Source organism: Streptomyces sp. WMMB 714 (assembly GCF_900090125.1).
Taxonomy (GTDB): Bacteria; Actinomycetota; Actinomycetes; order Streptomycetales; family Streptomycetaceae; genus Streptomyces; species Streptomyces daqingensis.
This window is the reverse complement of record NZ_FMHJ01000002.1, coordinates 182,070-204,216: the sequence shown is the minus strand read 5'-3', so window position 1 is coordinate 204,216 and position 22,147 is coordinate 182,070. Positions and strand designations below refer to the sequence as shown.

Sequence of the window (22,147 nt, the reverse complement as noted above, 5' to 3'; positions counted from 1 at the left end):
GGTCTGAGGTTCGGTCTCGCCTCACAGGTCCAGGGCGAACGTGATCAGGCGCAGACCGGGGTACAGCTCCGGATGCGGTTCCCAGTCCCTCTCGGGAGTGCGGACGAACCCCAGCCGCCCGTAGAGACGGTGCGCTGCGTGCATCGCCGGGTGGCTGGAGAGGACGAGGCGTTCCAGGCGGCCGGCGCGCGCCCTGTCGACGCAGCCCCGCACCATGGCCTCGCCGATGCCGCGGTTGCGGCCCTCGGGGCGTACGGCCAGCATCCGGAACTCGCCCTCTCCCGGCCGCGCGATCTCCGCGTACTCGCCGCCGTGGCCCGCGTAGGTCACGGTGCCCAGCAGCGCTCCGGAGCCGCCGTCGACGGCTACCAGGACCTCCGCGTGGGCGGAGCGGTGCCGGACGTCGCGCAGGACGGACAGGTACGCGTCCGTCTCGCCGGAATCGAGCAGGTCGTCCCGGAGATACGCCTGCGCTGTGAGTTCACCGACCTCTTCCACCTCGTGGTCGAGTACGGCTCTGATCGTGATGTCCATGTGACGAGCATGCCGCAGCCCGCCGGCGATTGCCGCCGGCGGGCTGCTGTCCCGACGTGGTCAGCGGTGCCCGGAGGCTCAGGGCGCCGCCGTCGGGGCGGGCAACTCCTCCTTGACGCCCGGGTCTCCGGCGTCCGCCGTGTAGTCGGAGGGCTGCGTCTCGTCGACGCCGTCGGGCGCCTTCGCCGCCCGCAGCACGAGGGTCAGGACGACGGTCACCACCGCGTTCAGCACGAAGGCGGTCAGGCCGATGTAGCCCATCTGCCCGATGCCCGGGATGATCTCGTTGGAGCCGCCGAAGTGCTTCTGGACGGGGGACGAGACGTTGTACGCCGTCACCGTTCCGTAGATCATGCCGACGGCCCAGCCGGCGAGCAGAGCCCAGCGGTGGAACCAGCGGGTGAAGAGACCGCCCACCAGCGCGGGGAACGTCTGGAGTATCCAGATGCCCCCGAGAAGCTGGAAGTTGATCGCCACCGTCTTGTCCATGCCCAGGACGAAGACCAGCGCACCGACCTTCACCAGGAGCGAGACCACCTTCGAGACGGACGTCTCCTGCGCGGGTGTCGCGTCGGGCCTGATGAAGTCCTTGTAGATGTTCCGGGTGAAGAGGTTCGCCGCCGCGATGGACATGATCGCCGCCGGTACGAGCGCGCCGATGCCGATGGCCGCGAAGGCGACCCCCGCGAACCAGTCCGGGAACATGTTCTCGAAGAGCTGGGGGATAGCGAGCTGCCCGTTCTTCAGCTTGATCCCGGCGGCGATCGCCATGAATCCGAGCAGCGCCAGCAGGCCGAGCATCAGCGAGTACAGCGGCAGGATCGTGGTGTTCCTGCGGATCACGTTGCGGCTGCCGCTGGAGAGCGTCGCCGTGATCGAGTGGGGATACATGAACAGCGCCAGCGCGGAGCCGAACGCCAGGGTGGCGTAGGCCCACTGGTTGTTGGGGCCGCTGAACAGTTCGCCCTTCGGCTTGCCTGTCGCCGGGTTGGTCTGCGACAGCGCCTCGCCGGCCTTGGCGAAGATGTCGTCGAAGCCCCCGAGCTTGATGGGGATGTAGATGATCGCCACCGCGATGACGATGTAGATGAGCGTGTCCTTGACGAACGCGATCAGCGCGGGAGCGCGCAGCCCCGATGAGTAGGTGTAGGCCGCCAGCACGCCGAAGGCGATCAGCAGCGGCAGGTCCTTGAGGAACCAGTGCGTCGACTCGCTGCCGCCGACGCCCATCACGTCCAGGACGGCCTGGATGCCCACCAGTTGCAGCGCGATGTACGGCATCGTGGCGAGGATGCCGGTGACCGCGACGGCGAGCGAGAGCCCCTTGGAGCCGAACCGTCCGCGCACGAAGTCGGAGGTCGTCACGTAGCCGTGGCGGTGCGAGACCGACCAGAGCCGCGGCAGGAACGTGAAGATCAGGGGGTAGACGAGGATCGTGTACGGGACGGCGAAGAAGCCGGCCGCCCCCGCCGCGTAGATGGCTGCCGGAACCGCCACGAACGTGTACGCCGTGTAGAGGTCGCCGCCGAGCAGGAACCACGTGACCCAGGTGCCGAAGCTCCGGCCGCCCAGGCCCCATTCGTCGAGGCTGTTGCTGTTCTCCGCCTTGCGCCAGCGGGCCGCGAGAAAGCCCATGGCGGTGACGAGGACGAAGAAGAAGACGAAGACCACCAGTGCGGTGACGTTCACTCCGCTCATCACGCGTCGCCCCCTCGCGCCGCGCGCCGCTTGGCGTCCTCACGCTTGACGAGCCGGTACGCGACCATGGTCAGCACGGCGGACACCGGCACCCACAGCATCTGGTACCAGTAGAAGAAGGGCAGCCCGATGAAGGTGGGTTCGATCCGGGCGTAGGAGCCGACCCACAGCATCGCGACGAACGGTAGGAGCAGGCACAGCCCGATGACGACCCGCGTCGGCGTGATGACGGGCGACTCGTTCTCTGGTGGTTCGGGTGGCGCTGGCATGCCGGGGCTCCGTCCGTCGGTTATCTCCTGTCGAGACGCGCAGGAAATCTAAACGAACGGTTCGGTCCCCGTCACTACCTGCACGGATAACGGAACAGCACCTTTTGTTTCACGCGCCGGCGGGGGCGCCCCCTCGTGGGGCAGGGGTGCGCCCTGGGTCCGTCGGGCCCCCGGGTGTGACGGTCGCCGCTGTGCGGGGACGCGCTTCCCGCGCCGGCGGAGCCCCGGCCGGGGTGCCGGGCGCCGCCGTCAGTCCTGTGGCCGCTGCAGGTTGGCGACGAACTTGTACCGGTCGCCGCGGTACACCGAGCGGACCCACTCCACGGGCTCACCCTCCGTGTCGAGGGAGTGCCGGGAGAGCATCAGCATCGGCAGCCCCACGTCCGTGCCCAGCAGTCCGGCCTCCCGCGGGGTGGCGAGCGAGGTCTCGATGGTCTCCTCCGCCTCCGCGAGGTGGATGCCGTAGACCTCGGCGAGGGCCGTGTAGAGCGAGGTGTACTTCACGAGGCTGCGGCGCAGGGCGGGGAAGCGCCGCTGCGAGAGGTGCGTGGTCTCGATGGCCATCGGCTCGCCGCTCGCGAGCCGCAGGCGTTCGATGCGCAGTACGCGCCCGCCCGCCGGTATGTCGAGCGCGGCGGCGAGGCGGTCGTCGGCGGTGACGTAGCCGATGTCGAGCAGCTGGGAGGTCGGTTCCAGGCCCTGGGCGCGCATGTCCTCGGTGTAGGAGGTGAGTTGCAGCGCCTGGGAGACCTTGGGCTTCGCGACGAACGTGCCCTTGCCCTGGATGCGCTCCAGCCGCCCTTCGACGACGAGTTCCTGAAGGGCCTGCCGGACGGTCGTGCGCGAAGTGTCGAACTCCGTGGCCAGCGTCCGCTCCGGAGGGACGGGGGTACCGGGCGGCATGGTCTCCGTCATCTCGAGCAGATGCCGCTTGAGCCGGTAGTACTTGGGCACGCGTGCGGTCCGCGCGCCGCCGTTGCCGCTTCCCGACTCCGGCTCTGCCGCGGCTGCGACCGCGCCCCCGTCCGTGCTCATCGCTCGACTCCCCGCCTCTCCTCGTGCTGCCGTCTCCGGCTTCCTCCGTGTACGCGGACCGTGCTGAACGCCTCGCACCCGGCTCCCGTTCGGGCTTCGGCTGCCGGAACAGGCCGGGTCACATCCCGGCGCGTGTCCTCGGCTCTGCTTCCACTTCGGGGCTCACATCGTGGCATGACCGCGGGTGAACGGGGTCGCCCCGCTCAGATGTCGTTCCGATAACGGAACCGGCCGCGGGTCTTCTCCACCGTTGACACCCGTATAGGTCTAGGCCAAGCTGCGAACTGGTCTAAACCATTACCCCATCATCTCACGTCAAGGCCGTTCCAGGAGGATGCTGTGAAGCGACGACTCATGGCCGCGACCGCAACCGCCGCTCTGCTGACGGCTGTTACGGCCTGCGGATCCGGGCCCGCGGAGTCCGCGGCGGACGGCTTCGAGGGCCAGACGCTCACGTTGTGGGCGATGGACGGCTCGACCCCGAAGCAGTGGGAGAAGGACGTCAGAGCGGCCTTCGAGAAGAAGACCGGCGCCAAGCTCAAGCTCGAAGTCCAGCAGTGGAACGGTATCCAGCAGAAGATCACCACCGCGCTGTCCGAGTCCGATCCGCCGGACGTCATCGAGGTGGGGAACACCCAGACGCCGGCGTACGCGAAGACGGGCGGTCTCGCCGACCTCGGCGACCTGAAGAAGAGCATCGGGGCGGACTGGACGGAATCCGTCAACAAGTCCGCCGTCTACGGCGGGAAGCAGTACGCGGCCCCTTGGTACACGGTCAACCGCACCGTCATCTACAACAAGAGGATCTGGGCCGAGGCGGGGCTGGAGGGAACGCCCAGGACGCGGGCGGAGTTCTTCGACGCGCTGGACGCGATAGAGAAGAAGACCGACGCGGAACCGCTCTATCTGCCCGGCCAGAACTGGTACTTCTTCGACGGCCTGCTCATCGGGAAGGACGCCGGCCTGGTCAGGAAGCAGGGCGGCAAGTGGGTCTCCAACCTGTCGGCCCCCGAGGTCGGCGAGGCCATGAAGCTCTACGCGAAGTACGCCTCCTACTCCGACGCTCCCAAGGACAAGGACGAGGCGACTCCCCAGCAGGCGGAGGTCTTCGCCAAGGGGGAGACCGGCGCGTTCATCGGACTGGGCTGGGAGGCCGGGACGGCCGTGGAGGCCAACCCGAAGATCGAGAAGGACATCGGATACTTCACGATCCCCGGCGAGAGCCCGGACAAGCCGGAGGGCGTCTTCCTCGGCGGATCCAACCTCGCCGTCGCGGCCGGCAGCGAGAAGCAGGAACTGGCCCGCGAATTCCTCAAGATCGCGCTGTCCGACAAGTTCGAGGGCGCCCTCGCTGAGGAGGGCGGCGTGATCCCGAACAAGGCGTCGCTCCAGAAGCAGGTCGAGGGCAATCCCGCGGCCGAGGCGGCGGCACCCGCGGTGGCCGGCGGGGGGCTCACACCGCTGATCCCGCAGTGGGCCGCCGTGGAGAACCCGCCGAACCCGGTGAAGCGCTACATGACGGCGGTGCTCAAGGGCACGCCGCACGCCGAGGCCGCCGAGTCGGTCGAGCAGGAGATCAACAAGCGGCTCTCCCAGGAGCAGTGACGGCGGGGCGGAGCACGGACCTCCGGCCGGCTCCGTCCGCCGAGCCTGTCGCGGTCGCGCCGTCGGAGGGGACGGCGCGACCGCCCGCCTCGCCCGACGCCCCGCGCATCCGCGCCCCCGCTCGACGGGACCCGCGCGCGGGGCGCGACCGCCAGGTGTCCGAGCCCGGAACGCAAGCCCGGAACGTCCGGTCGAGACGTCCGGTCGGAACGGCCGTACGAACGAGCAGCCCCGGCAGGCGGACAGCCGGGCGCACTTCGACCACGCGAGCTGGAGCCCAGATGTCAGTGCAGACCCACGAGGCGCCGACTTCCGCACGCAGCGGTCCCACCGCCGCACCGCCGGACAGCGCGCCCGTCCCGGAGAAGGACGGCGCGCGCCGACGCGGCGCACTCCCGTACGTGCTGCTGCTTCCCGCCCTGGTGGCCACCGCCGTCTTCCTCGGCTGGCCGCTCGTCATGAACGGGATGCTCTCGTTCCAGAACCTCAACATGACGCAGCTGATCCAGCACGTCACCGAGTGGACGGGAACCGACAACTACAGCAGGACACTCGGCAGCGAGGACTTCTGGAGAGTCACCCTCCGCTCCATCCTCTTCACCGTCGTCAACGTGGCCGTCATCATGACCGGCGGCACGCTGACCGGACTGCTGCTGGCCCGTCTCGGCCCCCGCATGCGGCTGCTGCTCTCGGCCGGTCTCGTACTCGCGTGGGCGATGCCCGTCATCGCGGCCACGACCGTCTACCAGTGGCTCTTCGCGCAGCGCTTCGGAGTGGTGAACTGGCTGCTGGACGCGGCCGGTCTGCACTCCATGGCCGACTACAACTGGACGGGCGGGCAGTTGTCGACCTTCTTCGTCATCTCGCTGCTCATCGTCTGGACGTCCGTGCCGTTCGTCGCCGTCAACCTCTACGCGGCGACCACGACCATCCCCAGGGAGCTGTACGAGGCCGCGGCGCTCGACGGGGCCGGCGCCTGGCAGGGCTTCCGCACGGTCACGCTGCCCTTCCTGCGGCCCTTCCTGCTGGTGACGACGTTCCTCGAAGTCATCTGGATCTTCAAGGCGTTCCCGCACATCTTCGCCGTCAACGAGGGCGGCCCGGACCGGCTCACCGAGACCCTCCCCGTCTACGCCTTCGTCGAGGGCGTCGGCAACCAGCACTACGGAACGGGCGCGGCGATCTCCGTGCTGACGATCCTGATCCTGCTGGCCCTGATGGCGTACTACCTGCGCATCGCGCTGAAGCAAGAGGAGGACGAACAGTGAAAGGGCCTCAGCCCGGCCGTCTCCGGGGACGCCTCTGGCCGAACGCGACGGCGCTCGTGCTCTTCGCGGGCTTCGTCTTCCCCGTCTACTGGATGTTCAGCACCGCCCTGAAGCCGAACTCCCAGATCATCAGCGAGGAGCCGGTCTGGTTCCCGTCCACTCCCACGTTCGAGCACTTCGCCACAGCGGTCCGGGCGGAGCACTTCTGGACGCTCGTGCGGAACTCGGTCACCGTCACGCTTCTCGCGGTGGGGCTCGCCCTGCTCATCGCGCTGTTCTCGGCGTTCGCGCTCGCGCGGATGCGGTTCAGGGGACGGAAGGGCGTCATCCTCACGTTCATGATCGCGCAGATGGCTCCCTGGGAGGTCATGGTCATCGCGATCTACATGACCGTGCGGGACGCCGACATGCTCAACAGCCTCGTGCCGCTCACGCTCTTCTACACGGTGATGGTGCTTCCGCTGACGATCCTCACACTGCGCGGCTACGTCGCCGCGGTACCCAAGGAGCTGGAGGAGTCGGCCATGGTGGACGGCTGCGGCCGCACCCAGGCGTTCCGCAAGGTCATCTTCCCGCTGCTCGCCCCCGGGCTGATGGCGACGTCGCTGTTCGGATTCATCACCGCGTGGAACGAGTTCCCGATGGTGCTCATCCTCAACAAGGACGCCGAGGCGCAGACCCTGCCCCTGTGGCTCTCCCGGTTCCAGACCGCGTTCGGCGACGACTGGGGCGCGACGATGGCCGCCGCCTCCCTCTTCGCCCTGCCCATCCTCGTCCTCTTCCTCTACCTGCAGCGCAAGGCGGTCGGCGGGCTCACCGCCGGCGCCGTGAAGGGCTGATGCCCGGCTCCCGGCACGACCGCCCGTCTTCGACCCGCACATCCCGCCCGCACCCGCACGTCCGCCGTCCGGCGGCGACGGGCCGACAGTGAAGGGACAATGCGCCACATGACCACGCTCGCAACCGGCACCGAGAGCCTCACCCGGGACGCGCTCACCGTGCTGCAACCCGGCTTCACCGGCACCAGCGCGCCCGAATGGCTGCTGCGGCAGCTCGGCGAAGGTCTCACTTCCGTCGGCCTGTTCGGCCGCAACATCGAGTCACCGGAGCAGCTCGCCGCCCTCACCGCCCAACTGCGGCGCGTCCGCCCCGAAGTGCTCGTCGCCATCGACGAGGAGGGCGGCGACGTGACCCGCCTGGAGGCGCGTACGGGATCGTCCTTCCCCGGCAACCTCGCCCTCGGCCACGTCGACGACCCCGAGTTGACGCGGGCGGTCGCCCACGAGCTCGGGCTCAGGCTCGCCGAATGCGGGGTCAACCTCAACTGGGCGCCCTCCGCCGACGTCAACTCCAACCCCGACAACCCGGTCATCGGCGTCCGCTCCTTCGGCGACGACCCCGGACTGGTCGCACGCCACACCGTCGCCTGGATCGAGGGCCTCCAGGCGGCCGGGGTCGCCGCATGCGTGAAGCACTTCCCCGGACACGGCGACACCGCCGTCGACTCGCATCACGCGCTGCCCCGCATCGACGCCGACCTGCGCACGCTGCACGAGCGTGAACTCGTCCCGTTCCAGGCCGCGATCGACGCCGGCAGCAAGGGCGTCATGAGCGCCCACATCCTGCTGCCCGCCCTCGACGACTCGCTCCCCGGGACGCTGAGCCCCGCCGCCCTCACCGGCCTGCTGCGCGCACCGCGGGAGGAAGGCGGCCTCGGGCACACCGGGCTGATCGTCACGGACGGCATGGAGATGCAGGCGATCTCCGCCACCTACGGACTGGAGCGGGGCAGCGTCCTCGCCGTCGCCGCGGGCGCCGACGCCCTCTGCGTCGGCGGTGGCCTGGCCGACGAGGAGACGGTGCTGCGGCTGCGGGACGCCCTGGTGCGCGCCGTACTGGAGGGCGAGCTGTCCGAGGCCCGCCTCGCCGACGCCGCCGCCCGCGTACGGTCCCTCGCGGCCTGGGCGGGCGGCACCGCCGCCGGAGGCGCGGACGGGCCGCCCCGTCCGCAGGGGGACGACATCGGACTGGAAGCGGCCCGCCGCGCCCTTCGTGTCACAGGTGCCGCGGACCACGGGCCCCTGACGGAGGCGCCGTTCGTCGCGGTCTTCTCCCCGACGGCGAACATCGCGGTGGGAGGGGAGACGCCGTGGGGTGTGGCCGCGGAACTCTCGCAGCTGCTCCCCGGCACGGAGGCGGCCACCTACGGAGCGGGCGAGGCGGAAGCCGCGGACGGTCCGGACGCCGGGGCCGCCCGGGGCCCGTCCCGCCTGGTGGACGAGGTGCTGCGGGTGGCGGGCGGCCGTAGGATCGTCGCCGTGGTACGCGACGTCCACCGGCACCGCTGGATGGCCGACACCCTGGACGCCCTGCTCGCCGTCCGTCCGGAGACGGTCGTGGTCGAGATGGGGGTGCCCCAGGCGCCGCCCGCGGGATCGCTGCACATCGCCACCCACGGAGCCGCCCGCGTCTGCGGACGGGCAGCCGCGGAGGTCATCGCAGGCGAAGGTGCCGGTGACTGAGGCCGCGGTACGTCCGTCCCACACCGTCGAACAGCCACCAGGAGGCAGCCACATGTCCGCCGCGTCGCAGGAGAGCAGCAGCAAGCCGGGCCGCATCATGGCCGGCGAGATGGCCGAACAGCCCGCCGTGCTGCGCCGGATCCTGGACGAGGGCGCGCCCCGGATCCGCGAGATCGCCGAGCAGGTGGCCGCCCGGAGCCCGCGCTTTGTGCTGCTCACTGCGCGCGGAACGTCGGACAACGCGGCCCTGTACGCGAAGTACCTGGTGGAGATCCTGCTGGGCAAGCCGTGCGGTCTCACCTCCATGTCCACCACCACGGCGTACGAGGCGAAGCCCGACCTGAACGACTGCCTCGTCATCACCGTGAGCCAGTCGGGCGGCTCTCCCGATCTGGTGGCCTCCACGAAGGCGGCACGCGAGGCGGGCGCGCTGACTCTCGCGGTGACCAACAACTCGGGCTCTCCGCTCGCCCAGGTCAGCGAGTTCCACATCGACGTGCTGGCCGGCCCGGAGGAGGCGCTGCCCGCCACGAAGACCTACACGGCCGAACTCCTGTCGCTGTATCTGTTCGTGGAGGGCATGCGCGGCGGGAGCGGCGTGGAGGCGGCCAAGCCGCTGCCGGATCTCGCTCGCTCCGTCCTCGACCGCCAGTCCGAGGTGAAGGCCCTGGCCGGGCGCTACCGCTTCGCCGAGCGGATGGTGCTCACCTCCCGCGGCTACGGCTATCCGACGGCGAAAGAAGCGGCGCTGAAGCTGATGGAGACCAGCTACATTCCCGCCCTGTCCTACTCGGGTGCCGACCTGCTGCACGGCCCGCTGGCCATGGTCGACAACGTCTCCCCGGTCATCGCGGTCGTCACCGACGGGAAGGGCGGCGAGGCCCTGCAGCCCGTCCTCGACAGGCTCCGGGACCGCGGTGCGGACCTCGTCGTCATCGGCAGCGAGGACGCGGTCGCCCGCGCCTCCGCGGGCTTCGCGCTGCCGACGGGGCTTCCGGAGGAGCTGCAGCCGATCCTGGAGATCATTCCGCTGCAGATGCTCGCCTACGAGGTGACCATCGCCCGCGGACAGGACCCCGACGCTCCCAGGGCACTGGCCAAGGTGACGGAGACCCGCTGACGACGGGACGGGATGAGCGGCCGGGGAGAGACCGGGGGAGGTACGGGCGGACCGTCGGACCGCCCGTAACGCAGGGACGTCCACGCCCACGGACCCGGCGCCCGGCGGCTGTTCGGCCCGGCCGGCCCTCGCGCACCGTGCCCGGAAAGCACTTCGGGCCGCGGTACCAGAGCGGGACCCTCAACCCGCCCGGCACCGCAGCCCGGAGCCCGGAGACCGTGGCGCAGTCAGGGCAGAGAGCGCCGCGGTCTCGCTCTGCCCCCCTGTGCGGGGAGGGCAGAAGGCTGTGTTACTTCGGGTTCATTGTGGACTAGACCACTCTTCTCTGTCCATGCCATCGCGGATTTTCATCACCAGAAGACGAAGTCCGGGTGCAATACACAACGGATTTCGTAGCCGGCGGATGAGCCTTGGCCCGCGGACGTGAACGAACGGTGGAGGAACCGTCTCCTCCGCCGCCGGCGGACCGCCGGTAGGCTCGCCGCTGTGCCCTCGATGAACGATCTCGTACGCCAGCACACGGCCCTCACCGACACCGACCTGGAGTGGCTGCATCTGCTCATCTCCGAATGGCAGCTGCTCTCGGACCTCTCGTTCGCCGATCTCGTGCTGTGGGTCCCCACCCGCGACGGCACCCGCTACGTCTCGGTGGCGCAGATGCGCCCCAACACCGGCCCCACGTCGCACCAGGACGACATGGTGGGCCACCTCGTGCCCCGCGGCCGCCGGCCCCTCCTCGACGCGGCGCTCGACGAGGGAAGGATCGTGCGGGAGGGCGATCCGGAGTGGCGCGAGGAGGTGCCCGTACGCGTCGAGTCGATCCCGGTGCGCAGGGAGGGCCGCGTCCTGGGGGTCATCGCGCGCAACACGAACCTGCTGACGGTGCGTACGCCCAGCCGGCTCGAACTCACATACCTGCAGAGCGCGTCGGACCTCGCACAGATGATCGCGGCGGGTTCCTTCCCGTTCCACGGGCAGCAGCTCGACATCGACCACATCCCGCGCGTCGGCGACGGGCTCATCCGCCTCGACGCGGAAGGGGTGGTCCAGTACGCCAGCCCCAACGCCCTCTCCGCCTACCACCGGCTGGGCCTGGCGACCGAGATCGTCGGGCTCCACCTCGGCCAGGTCACGGCCGAACTCGCGCCTTCCCGCGCGCCCGTCGACGAGGCGCTGGTCAAGCTCGCGAGCGGCTGGGCGCCGCGCGGGGCCGAGGTCGAAGCCAACGACTGCGTGGTGCAGTTGCGCGCCATCCCCCTCAAACCCAAAGGCACCCGCATCGGTTCACTGATCCTGCTGCGCGACATCACGGAGCTGCGCCGCCGGGAACGGGAGTTGATGACGAAGGACGCCACGATCCGCGAGATCCACCACCGGGTGAAGAACAACCTCCAGACGGTCGCCGCGCTGCTCCGGCTGCAGGCCCGCAGGATGGACTCCGACCGGGGCAGGGAAGCGCTCAACGAGGCGGTACGGCGCGTCGGTTCCATCGCCATCGTGCACGAGACGCTCTCCCAGACGCTGGACGAGAGCGTCGAGTTCGACGAGATCGCGGACCGCGTCCTGGCGATGGTGGCGGAGATCTCCCCGGGACGCGTCACCGGCCACCGCACCGGCCACTTCGGCGTGCTGGAGGCCGAAGTCGCCACGCCCCTGTCCATGGTGCTCACCGAAGTGCTGCAGAACGCCCTCGAGCACGGCTTCGGACCGGGTGAGCAAGGCTCCATCGAGGTCGGTGCGGTCCGGAGCGCGGGCGTGGGCAAGGAGCCCGGACGGCTGCTGGTCACGGTGCAGGACGACGGTTGCGGGCTTCCGGAGGGCTTCCAGGCCAAGCAGGCCGGCAACCTCGGCCTGCAGATCGTACGGACGCTCGTGGAGGGGGAGTTGGGCGGCGAGTTCGACATGGTCCCCGCACCGGGCGGCCGCGGCACGCGCGTCGTCTTCGACCTGCCGGTCGCCGCGGAGAAGCGCGACAAGCGCTGAGCGGCGGGTGGGTCCGCCGAAGTGGGAAGCGTCACGCAGAGGGGCGGGGCGGAGGTACGCGCTCCTGCCGGAGCTGCGGCTGCAGCGAACCGCGCCCGAACAGACGTTGAGCCCCTGTCCGATGGGACAAGGGGCTCAAGCCCTGTGATTACGCGGTGCGCGTCTCGGCACTGCGCGCTGCGGCTCGGGATGCAGCGATCGGCGGGGTGTGAGCGTCAGGCTCAAGCGGTCGCGGCGTTGTTCCGCGCCCGGTTGCGAGCGGCACGGCGCTTCATCGCGCGGCGCTCGTCCTCGCTGAGGCCACCCCAGACACCGGAGTCCTGACCGGACTCCAGGGCCCACTGCAGGCACTGCTCCATAACGGGGCAGCGGCGGCAGACGGCCTTCGCTTCCTCGATCTGCAGCAGCGCAGGACCGGTGTTGCCGATGGGGAAGAACAGCTCGGGGTCTTCCTCGCGGCAAACGGCGTTGTGACGCCAGTCCATGGCTGCTACCTCTCCTCGTGGGTTGGTGCTGATGCTTGTGAATGTGAACGCTTTCACGAATCCCCTCGCAAGGGAAGGGGCGCCGTTCGACTGTGATACGGGTCCCAGTGGAAATGAGAGGGAGGATTCGGGCGTCTGGGGGCCGCCGTGAGGGGCCGTCCCGATCGCCATGAAGAGACTCGCAAACCTCGGCGGCGGATACAACCCCCTCAGGAAAGTTTTTTTTGAATCCTTGGTGTCGACTCACTCACAGTCGTACTTCCAGGGGGTGCACCCTGGTTTAAACGTTCGAGTGAAAGGACTTTCGCGACTTCCACTTAAGCAATCACACGCAGTGCACGGCGTACACCTGTGAACTTCACACTTGAACGCACTCCCAGATGGTCACCGTCCATCTGAAACGGCAGTGGTGCCTGCGAATGCAAGGTGAAGTCCATCAGGTCGTGCAGGGTTACCGCGTGTCTACCGCGGGGTCCGCGCTTGGGGCTGGACGTCAGCAGCTGGGTCCCGTAGCGGCTCACCGCGAGAGGGGTGAGCCGGGAGAGACCGAGCACGTCGAGGGCGGTGTCGAAGGACGCCTGAGGGGTGGCGTAGACGGGCTTGTTGCCGAGGAACGTCCAGGGCGAGGTATTGCAGACTATGGAGAGCACCAGGTCCTCGACGGGCTGCTCGCCCTCCCGCTCCAGCGTGATCGTCCCCTGGCTGCGGTGCTGCTCCTTCAGGAACTGCCGCATCACCTGCCGCACATACAGAGCATGGGTGGACCGCTTGCCCCGCTCACGCTGCTGTTCGACCCGGCCCACCACTCCGGCGTCGAACCCGAGGCCCGCGCAGAAGGTGAACCAGCGCGGCCGTACTCCCGCGTCGTCGCTGCCGGGCACACCGGACGCCAGGCCCAGGCCGATCGTGCGTTCGCTGCGCGTCTCGATCGCGTTCAGCAGAGCGCCCGTCGCCTCGACGGCGTCGTTGGGCAGACCCAGGGCGCGCGCGAACACGTTGGTGGAGCCCCCGGGAACGACGGCCAGACGAGGCAGGCGCTCGGGGTCCGGGCCGTCGTGCAGCAGCCCGTTGACGATCTCGTTGACGGTGCCGTCCCCGCCGAGGCCGATGACCAGTTCCGTCTCGCCGTTCTGGGCCGCGAGACGGGCGAGTTCACGTGCGTGGCCGCGTGACTCCGTGGTCGCCACGTCCAGTTTGAGGTCACTGGCCAGCGCATGCGTGATGACCTCACGCGTACGCAGACTGGTGGTGGTGGCGACCGGATTGACCACGAGGAGAGCGCGCATGGGGTGCAGCGTACTCATCGGCCGGAGCAGCCACAGGGGGCGTGCGCACGGGCCTTTCGAGCCGGCCCTTGCGGAGGGCTACGCTGCTCCTGTGCCAGCAGTCAACGAGACCTTCGCCGCCGGCCGTCCCCGACGGCTCACGACAGCCGCTGTGCTGACCGCCCTGGAGGGTGTGGTCGTGGCCGCCTTCGGCGTGACGTCGCTCGTGATGCTGGCGACGGACGAGCCGGACGGGATGGTCCAGGCGGTCACCATGGCGCTGACCGTGCTGGCGCTGTCCGTACTGCCGCTGGCTGCGGCGCGTGGCCTGTGGCTGCGCCGCCGCTGGAGCCGCGGCCCCTCGATGATGGTGCAGTTGATCGCACTGCCCACGGGCTACCAGATGGCGCAGAACGGCGGGGTCTGGGTGGCCGGGGGCGTGGTGATCGCCCTGACCGGTGCGGTGGTTCTCGCCTGCCTGATCAATCCGACGGCGACCGAGGCCCTGGGCATCGGACCGCGCGACGCCTGAGGCGGTGCAGCGGGGGGCGGCCGGACTCTCCGTCGCGTCTCCATGCGTGCGGTGGCACACACGGCGCGCGCCCACCCATGGATATGGATGGACGCGCGCTACTGGCGTGGTGCTGGCTGTGCCGGTCTATTCCTCCACGAGCAGCCGGTCGCGCAGCTGGGCCAGAGTGCGGGCCAGCAGACGGGAGACGTGCATCTGGGAGATGCCGACCTCCTGCGCGATCTGCGACTGGGTCATGTTGCCGAAGAAGCGCAGCAACAGGATCTTCTTTTCCCGCGGCGGCAGCTCCTCGAGCAGCGGTTTGAGTGATTCGCGGTACTCGACGCCCTCGAGCGCGTCGTCCTCGGCGCCCAGGGTGTCGGCGACAGCGGGGGATTCGTCGTCGGTGTCGGGGACGTCCAGGGAGAGCGTGCTGTAGGCGTTCGCGGACTCCAGGCCCTCGAGCACCTCCTCCTCGGAGATCGACAGGCGCTGCGCGAGTTCGTGAACTGTCGGCGCCCTGCCGTGCAGTTGGGAGAGTTCGGCCGTGGCCGACGTGAGGGACAGCCGCAGCTCCTGAAGGCGCCGCGGGACGCGGACGGCCCAGCCCTTGTCGCGGAAGTGGCGCTTGATCTCGCCGACGACGGTCGGAGTGGCGTACGTGGAGAACTCGACACCGCGCTCCGGGTCGAAGCGGTCGACGGACTTGATCAGGCCGATCGTCGCCACCTGTGTCAGGTCGTCGAGGGGCTCGCCGCGGTTGCGGAAGCGGCGGGCCAGATGCTCCACGAGGGGGAGGTGCATGCGCACCAGATGGTTGCGCAGCTCGGCGCGCTCGGGAGAGCCGTCGGGCAGGTTGCGCAGCGCGATGAACATGGCGCGCGCTCCGCTGCGGTCCCGCGGGTCGAACTGCGCGAACTGGGTGGCCCGCGCCGCACGCGCGCCGTGCTGGCCGGACCCGTGGCCCTGGGTCTCTTGCTGCTGCATTTCCATCGCGTCCGCCCGCTCTGCCTGCTCCGGCTGACTGGTGGGGTCGGCGGGGTGCGGTCTGGCCTGCTCGGGCACGACCGGGTCGGCCGCCGCACCGATGCGACCTGCCCCATGCTCCCGTGCCTCGTGCGCGGTCACGGCGCTCCGGGGCCGGCACCGCGCTTCTTGTGCAGGCTGATGCTGACCGTACGGTCGTCGGAAACCGCCGAGTCCACCTCGCCGGCCAGGGCCGAGAGCACAGTCCAGGCGAAGGTGTCGCGTTCAGGGGCCCGGCCGTCGGTCGTGGGCGCCGACACGGTGACCCGGAGGGAGTCGCCCACGAGCCGGAAGACACAGCTGAGCACGGAGCCCGGCACCGCTTGCTGGAGGAGGATCGCGCACGCCTCGTCCACGGCGATCCGCAGATCCTCGATCTCGTCGAGGGTGAAGTCCAAGCGGGCTGCGAGTCCGGCAGTGGCCGTACGCAGCACCGACAGATAGGCACCCGCCGCGGGCAACCGGACCTCGACGAAGTCCTGTCCGTCCTGCCCCACGGGCTCACCTGCGATCTGGGACACCCTCACCTCCAAGGTGGCACAAGCCGGTTCGGCTCGTTCGCTGTTGCGCGTGCGCGGTCCGCCGCGCAGCCGTGGATCTCTTCCACGGAGAACCAACGGCCTGACGCTGTCGATGGTTCGCCTGCGACGCTATCGCGATCCGCGACCAGATGTCGCCCGCACGGATCTACGGCGCCCAGCCCACGAGCGTCACCCATAGTAAACATATGGGCACTGTCTGTGGCTAGGGGTCGGAGGTCGTGAATCCGAAGTGGTTACGCTGCGTTGACACCCGCCAGTGCGTGCAGCGGCTCTCCGGACATGCGGAAGACCGTCCAGTCCTCCATCGGTTCGGCCCCGAGAGATCTGTAGAAACCGATAGAGGGGTCGTTCCAGTCCAATACCCACCACTCGAAGCGTTCATAACCCCGTTCGACACAGATTCCGGCAAGGGCTGAAAGCAGTTCCCTGCCGTGTCCGGCGCCGCGAGCGGAGGGGCGTACGTAGAGGTCTTCCAGATACACACCGTGAGTGCCGGTCCAAGTAGAGAAATTGCGGAACCACAGAGCGAAACCGACGGGGTCACTCTCCGTGTCCGCCTCGGCGATCAGTGCGAAGACGGCGGGGTGTTCGCAGAAGAGGGCGTCGTGCAGCTGTTCCTCGGTGGCTCGCGCATGCTCCAGCGCCCGTTCGTACTCGGCCAGTTCGCGGATCATCGCGTGGATGGCCGGCACGTCGGCGGGGACGGCGGATCTGATCATGCGGCAAGGCTAACCCCGCGCTGTGACGACGGCCGCGACGGTCGTGCCGCGGGCGAACGCCCCCTCCTCGGCGAGGGTCGTGAGGCCGAAGAGCAGCTTGGCGACGTAGACCGTCTCCAGGGGCGGCAGGCCGTGCCGCCCGGCGAAGTCCGCGGCGAAGGCCGTCAGCTCGGGAGCGGTGCGGGCGTAGCCGCCGAAGTGGAAGCGGCCGTCCAGCCGCCAGTCGCCCCTGGGACCGCCGAACGCCGATCGTTGCAGGTCACGTATCTCTTCGGCGAGGAAGCCGCCGCGCAGCACGGGGACGCCCAGCGCGCTCCGGCCGGGTGCCAGTCCGGCCGCGAGGCCCGCCAGGGTGCCGCCGGTGCCGCAGGCGACGGCCGCGACGTCGGCGCGGTCGCGCAGCTCGTGGCCCAGCTCCGTACAGCCTTGTACGGCAAGGGAGTTGCTGCCGCCCTCGGGGATGACGAGGGTGCCCTCCCCGCCGGGGAGCCCGAGGCCGCCGCGCAGCTGGGCGAGGAACTCGGGCTCGCCGCGGTGCCGGTAGGCGGAACGGGAGACGAAGTGGAGGCGCATGCCGTCGGCGGCGCACCCGGCGAGGGTGTCGTTCAGTGGGCGGTGCGCCAGTTCGTCGCCCCGCACGACGCCCACTGTCGCGAGCCCGAGCATGCGTCCCGCGGCGGCGGTGGCGCGCAGATGGTTGGAGTAGGCGCCCCCGAACGTGAGGAGCGTGCCGGCTCCGGAATCGAGCGCGGCACGCAGATTAGGGGCGAGTTTTCGCCATTTGTTGCCCGGAAGGGCGGGGTGGATCAGATCGTCGCGCTTGAGAAGCAGACGCACGCCCCGCCGCGCGAAGCGTGCGTCGTCGAGCTCTTGTACGGGCGAGGGCAGCACGGGCGCGGGGCGGACGGCGGCGAGCAGCGCGTCCCCGCCCCCGTCGGAGGGGGCGGGGACGCGCTGCGGCGGGGTCCGCGGGGTGGGCGCGCTGCTGTTCACGGCTCCATTGTCGCGCTGCCGGCCCCGCCGGCTCCCGCTACTTCAGCCGCTCCGCGACGCGCTCGCGCATCTCGTCCATCGTGAAGCCGCGCGGGTCGACCTTCTGGTCAGTCCACTCCAGGTGGCCGATCACCGAGTGCTCGTTCCAGCCGTGGTGCTTGCACAGCGCGGCGGCGGCCCGCGCGATGGCGTCGAGCTGCTTCTCCGGCCAGGGGTCGTCGCCGTCGCCGAGGTTCTCGCACTCGAAGCCGTAGAAGCAGCGGTTGCCGTCGGTGTTGGCCTGGTTGGGGTTCGGCAGGTCCTTCTTCTCGGCGATCACCGCGCGCAGCACGTCGTCGTCGCCGAGGCCCGCGTGGTTGGCGCGCCCGTGCCCGACCAGGTGGACGGTGCCGTCCTTGGTGACGACCCCGTGCGCCAGCGGGCCGGGAAGGTCCGACCGGCCGTCGTAGACCAGGTCGACCGTCTCCTCGGCTCCGCTGGTCACCGTGTGGTGGATCATGACGCCGTGCACGGGGCCCCAGGGACCCTTGTGGTTGCGGTTGTGGTTGCGCCAGTCGCGCACCTCCTCGTACTCGACGCCCGCCTTCTTCAGGGCTTCGAGGAGGGTGCTCGCTGTGATGGGTGTGGCCATCTCGCCCCGTACCTTCCCGTGCGCTCTCGTGGTGTTCGAGGGGTATGCCCCGCTCGTCCGGCACTTACTCCGCTCACAGCCTGCCGAGCGGCATGCCCGCCCGGGTCAGCAGGCCCTGCACGCAGGGCTCCCGCGTGTACGGGCGGAGCAGCCGCGGCATGCGGTCGCGGGCGTGGCGGGCGCGTCCGGACCGGATGAGGGCGGAGTCCTCCAGGAAGAGTTCCCAGGCCGCACAGGCCTCCTCCAACCGGCCCTGCCCGAGCAGCAGTTCGGCCAGTTCGGCCTCGCTGAGCGCGCGGGAGCGGCACTCGCCCTCCGGGCGGAAGCGGAGCGAGGCCCGCAGCTCGCGTACGGCGCCCTCGCGGTCGCCGAGGGCCGCCCGCACCTGGCCGGCCTGGTAGTGGAGGGCCGCGTCCTGGTACGAGCCGACGGGCTCGCCGTCGGGGCTCTCCGGACCGGTCGTCAAGTCCGCGGGCGAGCGGGCCAGTTCGTGCTCGGCGCTGCGCAACGCGGCCAGGGCGCGGTGGCGTTGGCCCTGGCCGGCCTGCGCGACGGCCAGCCCCGCGTAGAGGAAGGCACGTGCCGACGGCGCCGTACCGGCGGGCGCCGACTCGCAGGCGGCCTCGGCCAGTTCGAGGCTCTGCCGCCGGTGCCCGAGCTGGTGCGCCTGAGAGCTGAGCGCCCGGCGGGCCAGCGCCACGCCCTCGGGGTCGCCGCCTTCCTCCGCCAGTTCGGCGGCGGTGAGGAACGCCCGCTGGGCGAGCCCGTGCCGCTGCTCGTCCGCGTAGACCCGTGCCAGCAGGTAGCTCAACCGGGCTGCACCGGCCACGAGTTGGGGATGGTGAGGCCCTTCACCGCCGGTACGCAGCCTGCGGACGAGCGCGGCTAGGGAGGCGGCGAGCGTCGTGCGGATGTGGCCGCCGCCGTGCCTGTCGGCCTGCTGCGAGAAGAAGCGGACGTGCTCGCGCACCGACGCGACCTCGTCCGGTGCCGTGCGACGTGCGGGACGTCCGCCCCGGGAGGAGGGGGAGTGGTCCCGGGGCGGACGCGGACGGAACGGCTCGGGCGTCTCCGTGGGGACGTCGCCGATGCCCCCGTGCTCCTCGTCCCCTCCGGCGGAGGGCGAACCCGCGGGCGACGCCGGTGGGTTGCTCCCGGACGGGCGGCCGTGCGCGAGGCCCTGCTGCTTGAGGAGCGTGAGCTGGTAGGGGGCGGCCGGCGGGGAGTCCGCTCGCGGCGGACCCACCACCGCGGCGGTGAGCGCGGCCAGTTGGTCGGCAGGACGTGCGGGGCGTGCCGCCGGGATGTACGTCCGCCCGGTGGCTTCCGCGCGGCCCTCCGCGCGCCGGCGGCCCCGGCCCCCGCTGCGTCCGTCCCCCATGCCGAGCTGCGCGACCGGGACCGGCCGGCCCAGGCGCCGGGACAGAGCTTCCGCGATGAAGCCCTGTACCTGGGGCGAGGGCCGGCTGCCGCGCAGCCAGCGCGCCACGGAGGTGCGGTCGTACCTGAGCCGGACTCCCGCCTCGGCGCCCAGCCGGCCGATGGCGCGGGCGAACGCCTCCTGCGTCCACCCGGTTTCGGCGAGCAGGCCGCGCAACGTGCTGTTCGGCGTGGGATCGCGCCTGCGGCGCGCGTCAGGCTGCATGGCCGGCCGCCCCGCTGACCTCGAAGTGGAACCGGATCGGGTCGTTCATGGTGATGCTCCTCGCTGTCGCTCTCCGTACACGACGCCGCGTACGGACTGCTTACAGCGAACCGCAGCTTCCGCTTGTCCGGGAGATGTGTCGCGTGCACGCACAGGTGGCTCTTTCACACCCCGTGTGAAACAGCGTCCGTTACTCTGCGAAACAAGGGTTGGACGACCGGAGGGCGTGATGGAGCCCAACAGTCAACTGCACGTACTGCTTGACCAGTCCGGAATCTCCCGGGCCGGTCTGGCCATGAGGGTGAACCGTCTCGGCGCGGAGAGCGGTATGACTCTGCGTTACGACCACACTTCCGTCGCACGATGGCTGAAGGGCCAACGTCCGCGCGGCAGCGTTCCGGAGATGGTCTGCGAGATACTCGGCTCACGGCTCGGGCGCACGCTCACTCTCGGCGACATCGGCATGGGCGGTCCGCACGGCCGCGGACCGGCGGCATCGGTGCAGGATGCCGGCGGCGGCCGCCACGCCGGGGAGGTCGGGGACGAGAGCGGGGACGGCGCCTCGCTCGGCCGTTTCGTGGAGCGGGCCGCCGTGTCCTGGCGCGCCGACCAGATGCACGCGGACGCACCGGGACCGGGCCTGCTGCGCGGGGCCGCCGCGGTGGCACCGGTCTGGGAGTGGGAGAACCCGCCGGACGACCTCGACGTGTCGCACCAAGGCCCGCACGAGGTCTCCGAGTTGGACGTGGAGGTGCTGCACGCCGCGCGGGGGCACTACGAGCACCTGTACCGGAACGCGGGCGGCGTCGCGACACGGCCACGCGTCGTCGGATTCCTGACCGGCGAGGTCGCACCGCTGCTGCGCGGCAGCTACGACGACCGGACGGGCCGTGAACTGTGCCGCGCGGCAGGCTCGTTGGCGGCCATGAGCGGCATCTGCGCGTACGACGCGGACGAGCAGGGCCTCGCCCAGCGCTACTTCCACCAGGCGCTGCGGCTCGGAAAGGCCTCCGGGGACAGGCACTTCGGCGGCTACGTCGTGGCGCTGCTCGTCAACCAGGCCCTGTTCCTCGGGGACGACAGGCGCGCCATCGCCTGCGCGGAGGCGGTGTTACGCACGCCGGGGCCGCACTGCACACCCGCCCTGGCGACAGACCTGTACGCGATGCAGGCGAGGGCGTACGCCCGCATCGGCGACCGGCGGGGCGCGTACGAACGTATGCGGAGCGCCGAGAGCTGCTCCACGCGCATCCGTCCCGAGGAGGAGCCGGAGGAGACCGGCTACGTCGAGGAGGGCCTGGTGCAGGTGCGCCTGGCGGAGGCGCTGCTCGTACTCGGCGAGCTGGACAGCGCGCGCCGGTATGCCGAGGAGGCGGCGAGGGCACCCGCTCACGTGCGCGGCCGGGTGAACCGGCTGGCCACGCTCACCGACGTGGAGCTGCGCAGCGGTGCGGCCGAGAGCGCTGCGGAGACGGCGGTGCGGATGGTCGACAACGCGCAGGGCATCGAGTCGCAGCGGCTGCGGCAACGTATGCGGCGGGTGAGGGAGCACCTGCTCCGGCATCCCGGTACGCCTGTCGACCGGGCGGCCAGGCTGATCGAGGAGACGCTGCGAGTGCCTCTCTGAGGGGAGGGAAGCGGGGCGGCGACTCTGTCAGAGGTACGCCGCAGCGTGCTGGGATGTGCCCAACCTCCGTCAGGAAGGGGGCACATACGTGCAATGGAAGAACCTGGGTGAACACACTGTGTATGAGAACCAGTGGTTACGGGTCAACCTCGCGGACGTGCTACTCCCGGACGGCCGTCATCTGGATCACTACCTGATCCGGCTGCGGCCGGTGGCGATGGCCACAGCCGTCAACGAGCGCAACGAGGTGCTGATGCTCTGGCGGCACCGGTTCATCACCGACAGCTGGGGATGGGAGCTGGCTGCCGGAGTCGTGGAGGACGGCGAGGACCTCGCCGAGGCCGCGGCCCGCGAGATGCTCGAGGAGACGGGCTGGCGGCCGGGGACGCTGCGGCATCTGATGACGGTCGAGCCCTCGAACGGGCTGACCGACGCACGGCACCACATCTACTGGTCGGACGGTGCCGACTACGTCGGTCATCCCGAGGACGACTTCGAGTCGGACAAGCGGGAGTGGGTTCCGCTGAAGGAGACGCCGGAGCTGATCGCCAAGGGTGAGGTACCCGCCGCGAACACGGCGGCGGCGCTGCTGATGCTGTACCGGCTGCGGTTCGGATAGCCGCTCGCACGCCCCGGTCCCCGGCTCGCAGCGCGCGAGCCGGGGACCGG

Annotated in this window: 21 protein-coding genes; 9 read left to right on the top strand and 12 right to left on the bottom strand. The window is 70.3% G+C overall.

Translation table 11 applies throughout. From position 1 onward, the window contains the following. Nucleotides 1-21: 21 nt before the first annotated feature. From H181DRAFT_RS03625 to H181DRAFT_RS03610, 4 genes are all read right to left on the bottom strand, one after another. On the bottom strand, nt 22-534 hold the full coding sequence (locus H181DRAFT_RS03625; RefSeq protein ID WP_045862725.1) for a GNAT family N-acetyltransferase: 513 nt from the start codon (nt 532-534) through the stop codon (nt 22-24). A gap of 78 nt (nt 535-612) precedes the next feature. Then, on the bottom strand, nt 613-2,235 hold the full coding sequence (gene mctP / locus H181DRAFT_RS03620) for a monocarboxylate uptake permease MctP (RefSeq protein WP_107068674.1): 1,623 nt from the start codon (nt 2,233-2,235) through the stop codon (nt 613-615). Continuing rightward, nucleotides 2,232-2,501, bottom strand: coding sequence for a DUF3311 domain-containing protein (locus H181DRAFT_RS03615; RefSeq protein ID WP_045862724.1), 270 nt, complete (start codon nt 2,499-2,501; stop codon nt 2,232-2,234). Before H181DRAFT_RS03615 ends, mctP begins: the two co-directional genes overlap by 4 nt. A 249-nt stretch (nt 2,502-2,750) precedes the next feature. Then, a complete protein-coding gene (locus H181DRAFT_RS03610; protein WP_045862723.1) occupies nt 2,751-3,536 on the bottom strand; it encodes a GntR family transcriptional regulator in 786 nt (261 codons plus the stop codon). 339 nt (nt 3,537-3,875) lie between these two features. Between H181DRAFT_RS03610 and H181DRAFT_RS03605 the strand changes: the two genes are divergently transcribed. The 6 genes from H181DRAFT_RS03605 to H181DRAFT_RS03580 all read left to right on the top strand — a co-directional run bounded on the left by H181DRAFT_RS03605 (nt 3,876) and on the right by H181DRAFT_RS03580 (nt 12,034). Beyond that, nucleotides 3,876-5,141 carry an extracellular solute-binding protein gene (locus tag H181DRAFT_RS03605; protein ID WP_045862722.1) on the top strand — a complete coding sequence of 422 codons (1,266 nt, stop codon included), beginning with the start codon at nt 3,876-3,878 and terminating at the stop codon, nt 5,139-5,141. Between the two features lie 281 nt (nt 5,142-5,422). Next, on the top strand, nt 5,423-6,409 hold the full coding sequence (locus tag H181DRAFT_RS03600; protein WP_045863043.1) for a carbohydrate ABC transporter permease: 987 nt from the start codon (nt 5,423-5,425) through the stop codon (nt 6,407-6,409). Then, entirely contained in the window at nt 6,406-7,248 is an 843-nt protein-coding gene (locus H181DRAFT_RS03595) for a carbohydrate ABC transporter permease (RefSeq protein ID WP_045862721.1), read from the top strand. Before H181DRAFT_RS03600 ends, H181DRAFT_RS03595 begins: the two co-directional genes overlap by 4 nt. Before the next feature lie 108 nt (nt 7,249-7,356). Further along, a complete protein-coding gene (locus H181DRAFT_RS03590; RefSeq protein WP_045863042.1) occupies nt 7,357-8,931 on the top strand; it encodes a glycoside hydrolase family 3 protein in 1,575 nt (524 codons plus the stop codon). A gap of 52 nt (nt 8,932-8,983) precedes the next feature. After that, nucleotides 8,984-10,051, top strand: a complete 1,068-nt coding sequence (locus H181DRAFT_RS03585) for an SIS domain-containing protein (protein WP_045862720.1) — start codon at nt 8,984-8,986, stop codon at nt 10,049-10,051. Nucleotides 10,052-10,546: 495 nt separating this feature from the next. Then, a complete protein-coding gene (locus tag H181DRAFT_RS03580; protein WP_045862719.1) occupies nt 10,547-12,034 on the top strand; it encodes a sensor histidine kinase in 1,488 nt (495 codons plus the stop codon). A gap of 221 nt (nt 12,035-12,255) precedes the next feature. Here the strand turns inward: H181DRAFT_RS03580 and H181DRAFT_RS03575 are convergent, their stop codons facing one another. Together H181DRAFT_RS03575 and H181DRAFT_RS03570 are read right to left on the bottom strand one after the other, a co-directional pair. Beyond that, on the bottom strand, nt 12,256-12,519 hold the full coding sequence (locus H181DRAFT_RS03575) for a WhiB family transcriptional regulator (RefSeq protein WP_027747983.1): 264 nt from the start codon (nt 12,517-12,519) through the stop codon (nt 12,256-12,258). A gap of 317 nt (nt 12,520-12,836) precedes the next feature. Continuing rightward, a complete protein-coding gene (locus H181DRAFT_RS03570) occupies nt 12,837-13,805 on the bottom strand; it encodes a diacylglycerol/lipid kinase family protein (RefSeq protein ID WP_045862718.1) in 969 nt (322 codons plus the stop codon). Nucleotides 13,806-13,896: 91 nt separating this feature from the next. Between H181DRAFT_RS03570 and H181DRAFT_RS03565 the strand changes: the two genes are divergently transcribed. Next, nucleotides 13,897-14,316, top strand: coding sequence for a hypothetical protein (locus H181DRAFT_RS03565; RefSeq protein WP_045862717.1), 420 nt, complete (start codon nt 13,897-13,899; stop codon nt 14,314-14,316). Between the two features lie 126 nt (nt 14,317-14,442). Here the strand turns inward: H181DRAFT_RS03565 and H181DRAFT_RS03560 are convergent, their stop codons facing one another. The 6 genes from H181DRAFT_RS03560 to H181DRAFT_RS03535 all read right to left on the bottom strand — a co-directional run bounded on the left by H181DRAFT_RS03560 (nt 14,443) and on the right by H181DRAFT_RS03535 (nt 19,851). After that, nucleotides 14,443-15,360 (bottom strand): RNA polymerase sigma factor SigF, encoded by a 918-nt coding sequence (locus tag H181DRAFT_RS03560; RefSeq protein ID WP_229711894.1) that lies wholly within the window; start codon nt 15,358-15,360, stop codon nt 14,443-14,445. 59 nt (nt 15,361-15,419) lie between these two features. Next, nucleotides 15,420-15,842: an ATP-binding protein gene (locus H181DRAFT_RS03555; protein ID WP_045862715.1), complete on the bottom strand. Its 423-nt coding sequence runs from the start codon at nt 15,840-15,842 to the stop codon at nt 15,420-15,422. Nucleotides 15,843-16,096: 254 nt separating this feature from the next. Beyond that, entirely contained in the window at nt 16,097-16,582 is a 486-nt protein-coding gene (locus H181DRAFT_RS03550; protein WP_045862714.1) for a GNAT family N-acetyltransferase, read from the bottom strand. Between the two features lie 9 nt (nt 16,583-16,591). Further along, a complete protein-coding gene (locus H181DRAFT_RS03545) occupies nt 16,592-17,500 on the bottom strand; it encodes a 1-aminocyclopropane-1-carboxylate deaminase/D-cysteine desulfhydrase (RefSeq protein ID WP_045863041.1) in 909 nt (302 codons plus the stop codon). A gap of 112 nt (nt 17,501-17,612) precedes the next feature. Then, nucleotides 17,613-18,206 (bottom strand): N-acetylmuramoyl-L-alanine amidase, encoded by a 594-nt coding sequence (locus tag H181DRAFT_RS03540; RefSeq protein ID WP_045862713.1) that lies wholly within the window; start codon nt 18,204-18,206, stop codon nt 17,613-17,615. A 73-nt stretch (nt 18,207-18,279) separates the two neighbouring features. Further along, nucleotides 18,280-19,851 carry an NsdA family TPR-like regulatory protein gene (locus H181DRAFT_RS03535; protein ID WP_045862712.1) on the bottom strand — a complete coding sequence of 524 codons (1,572 nt, stop codon included), beginning with the start codon at nt 19,849-19,851 and terminating at the stop codon, nt 18,280-18,282. A gap of 229 nt (nt 19,852-20,080) precedes the next feature. On the opposite strand from H181DRAFT_RS03535, the gene H181DRAFT_RS03530 reads away from it, so the two are divergent. Both H181DRAFT_RS03530 and H181DRAFT_RS03525 read left to right on the top strand, forming a co-directional pair. Then, nucleotides 20,081-21,478: an NsdA family TPR-like regulatory protein gene (locus H181DRAFT_RS03530; RefSeq protein WP_045862711.1), complete on the top strand. Its 1,398-nt coding sequence runs from the start codon at nt 20,081-20,083 to the stop codon at nt 21,476-21,478. 88 nt (nt 21,479-21,566) lie between these two features. Then, entirely contained in the window at nt 21,567-22,097 is a 531-nt protein-coding gene (locus tag H181DRAFT_RS03525) for an NUDIX hydrolase (RefSeq protein WP_045862710.1), read from the top strand. Nucleotides 22,098-22,147: the final 50 nt, after the last annotated feature.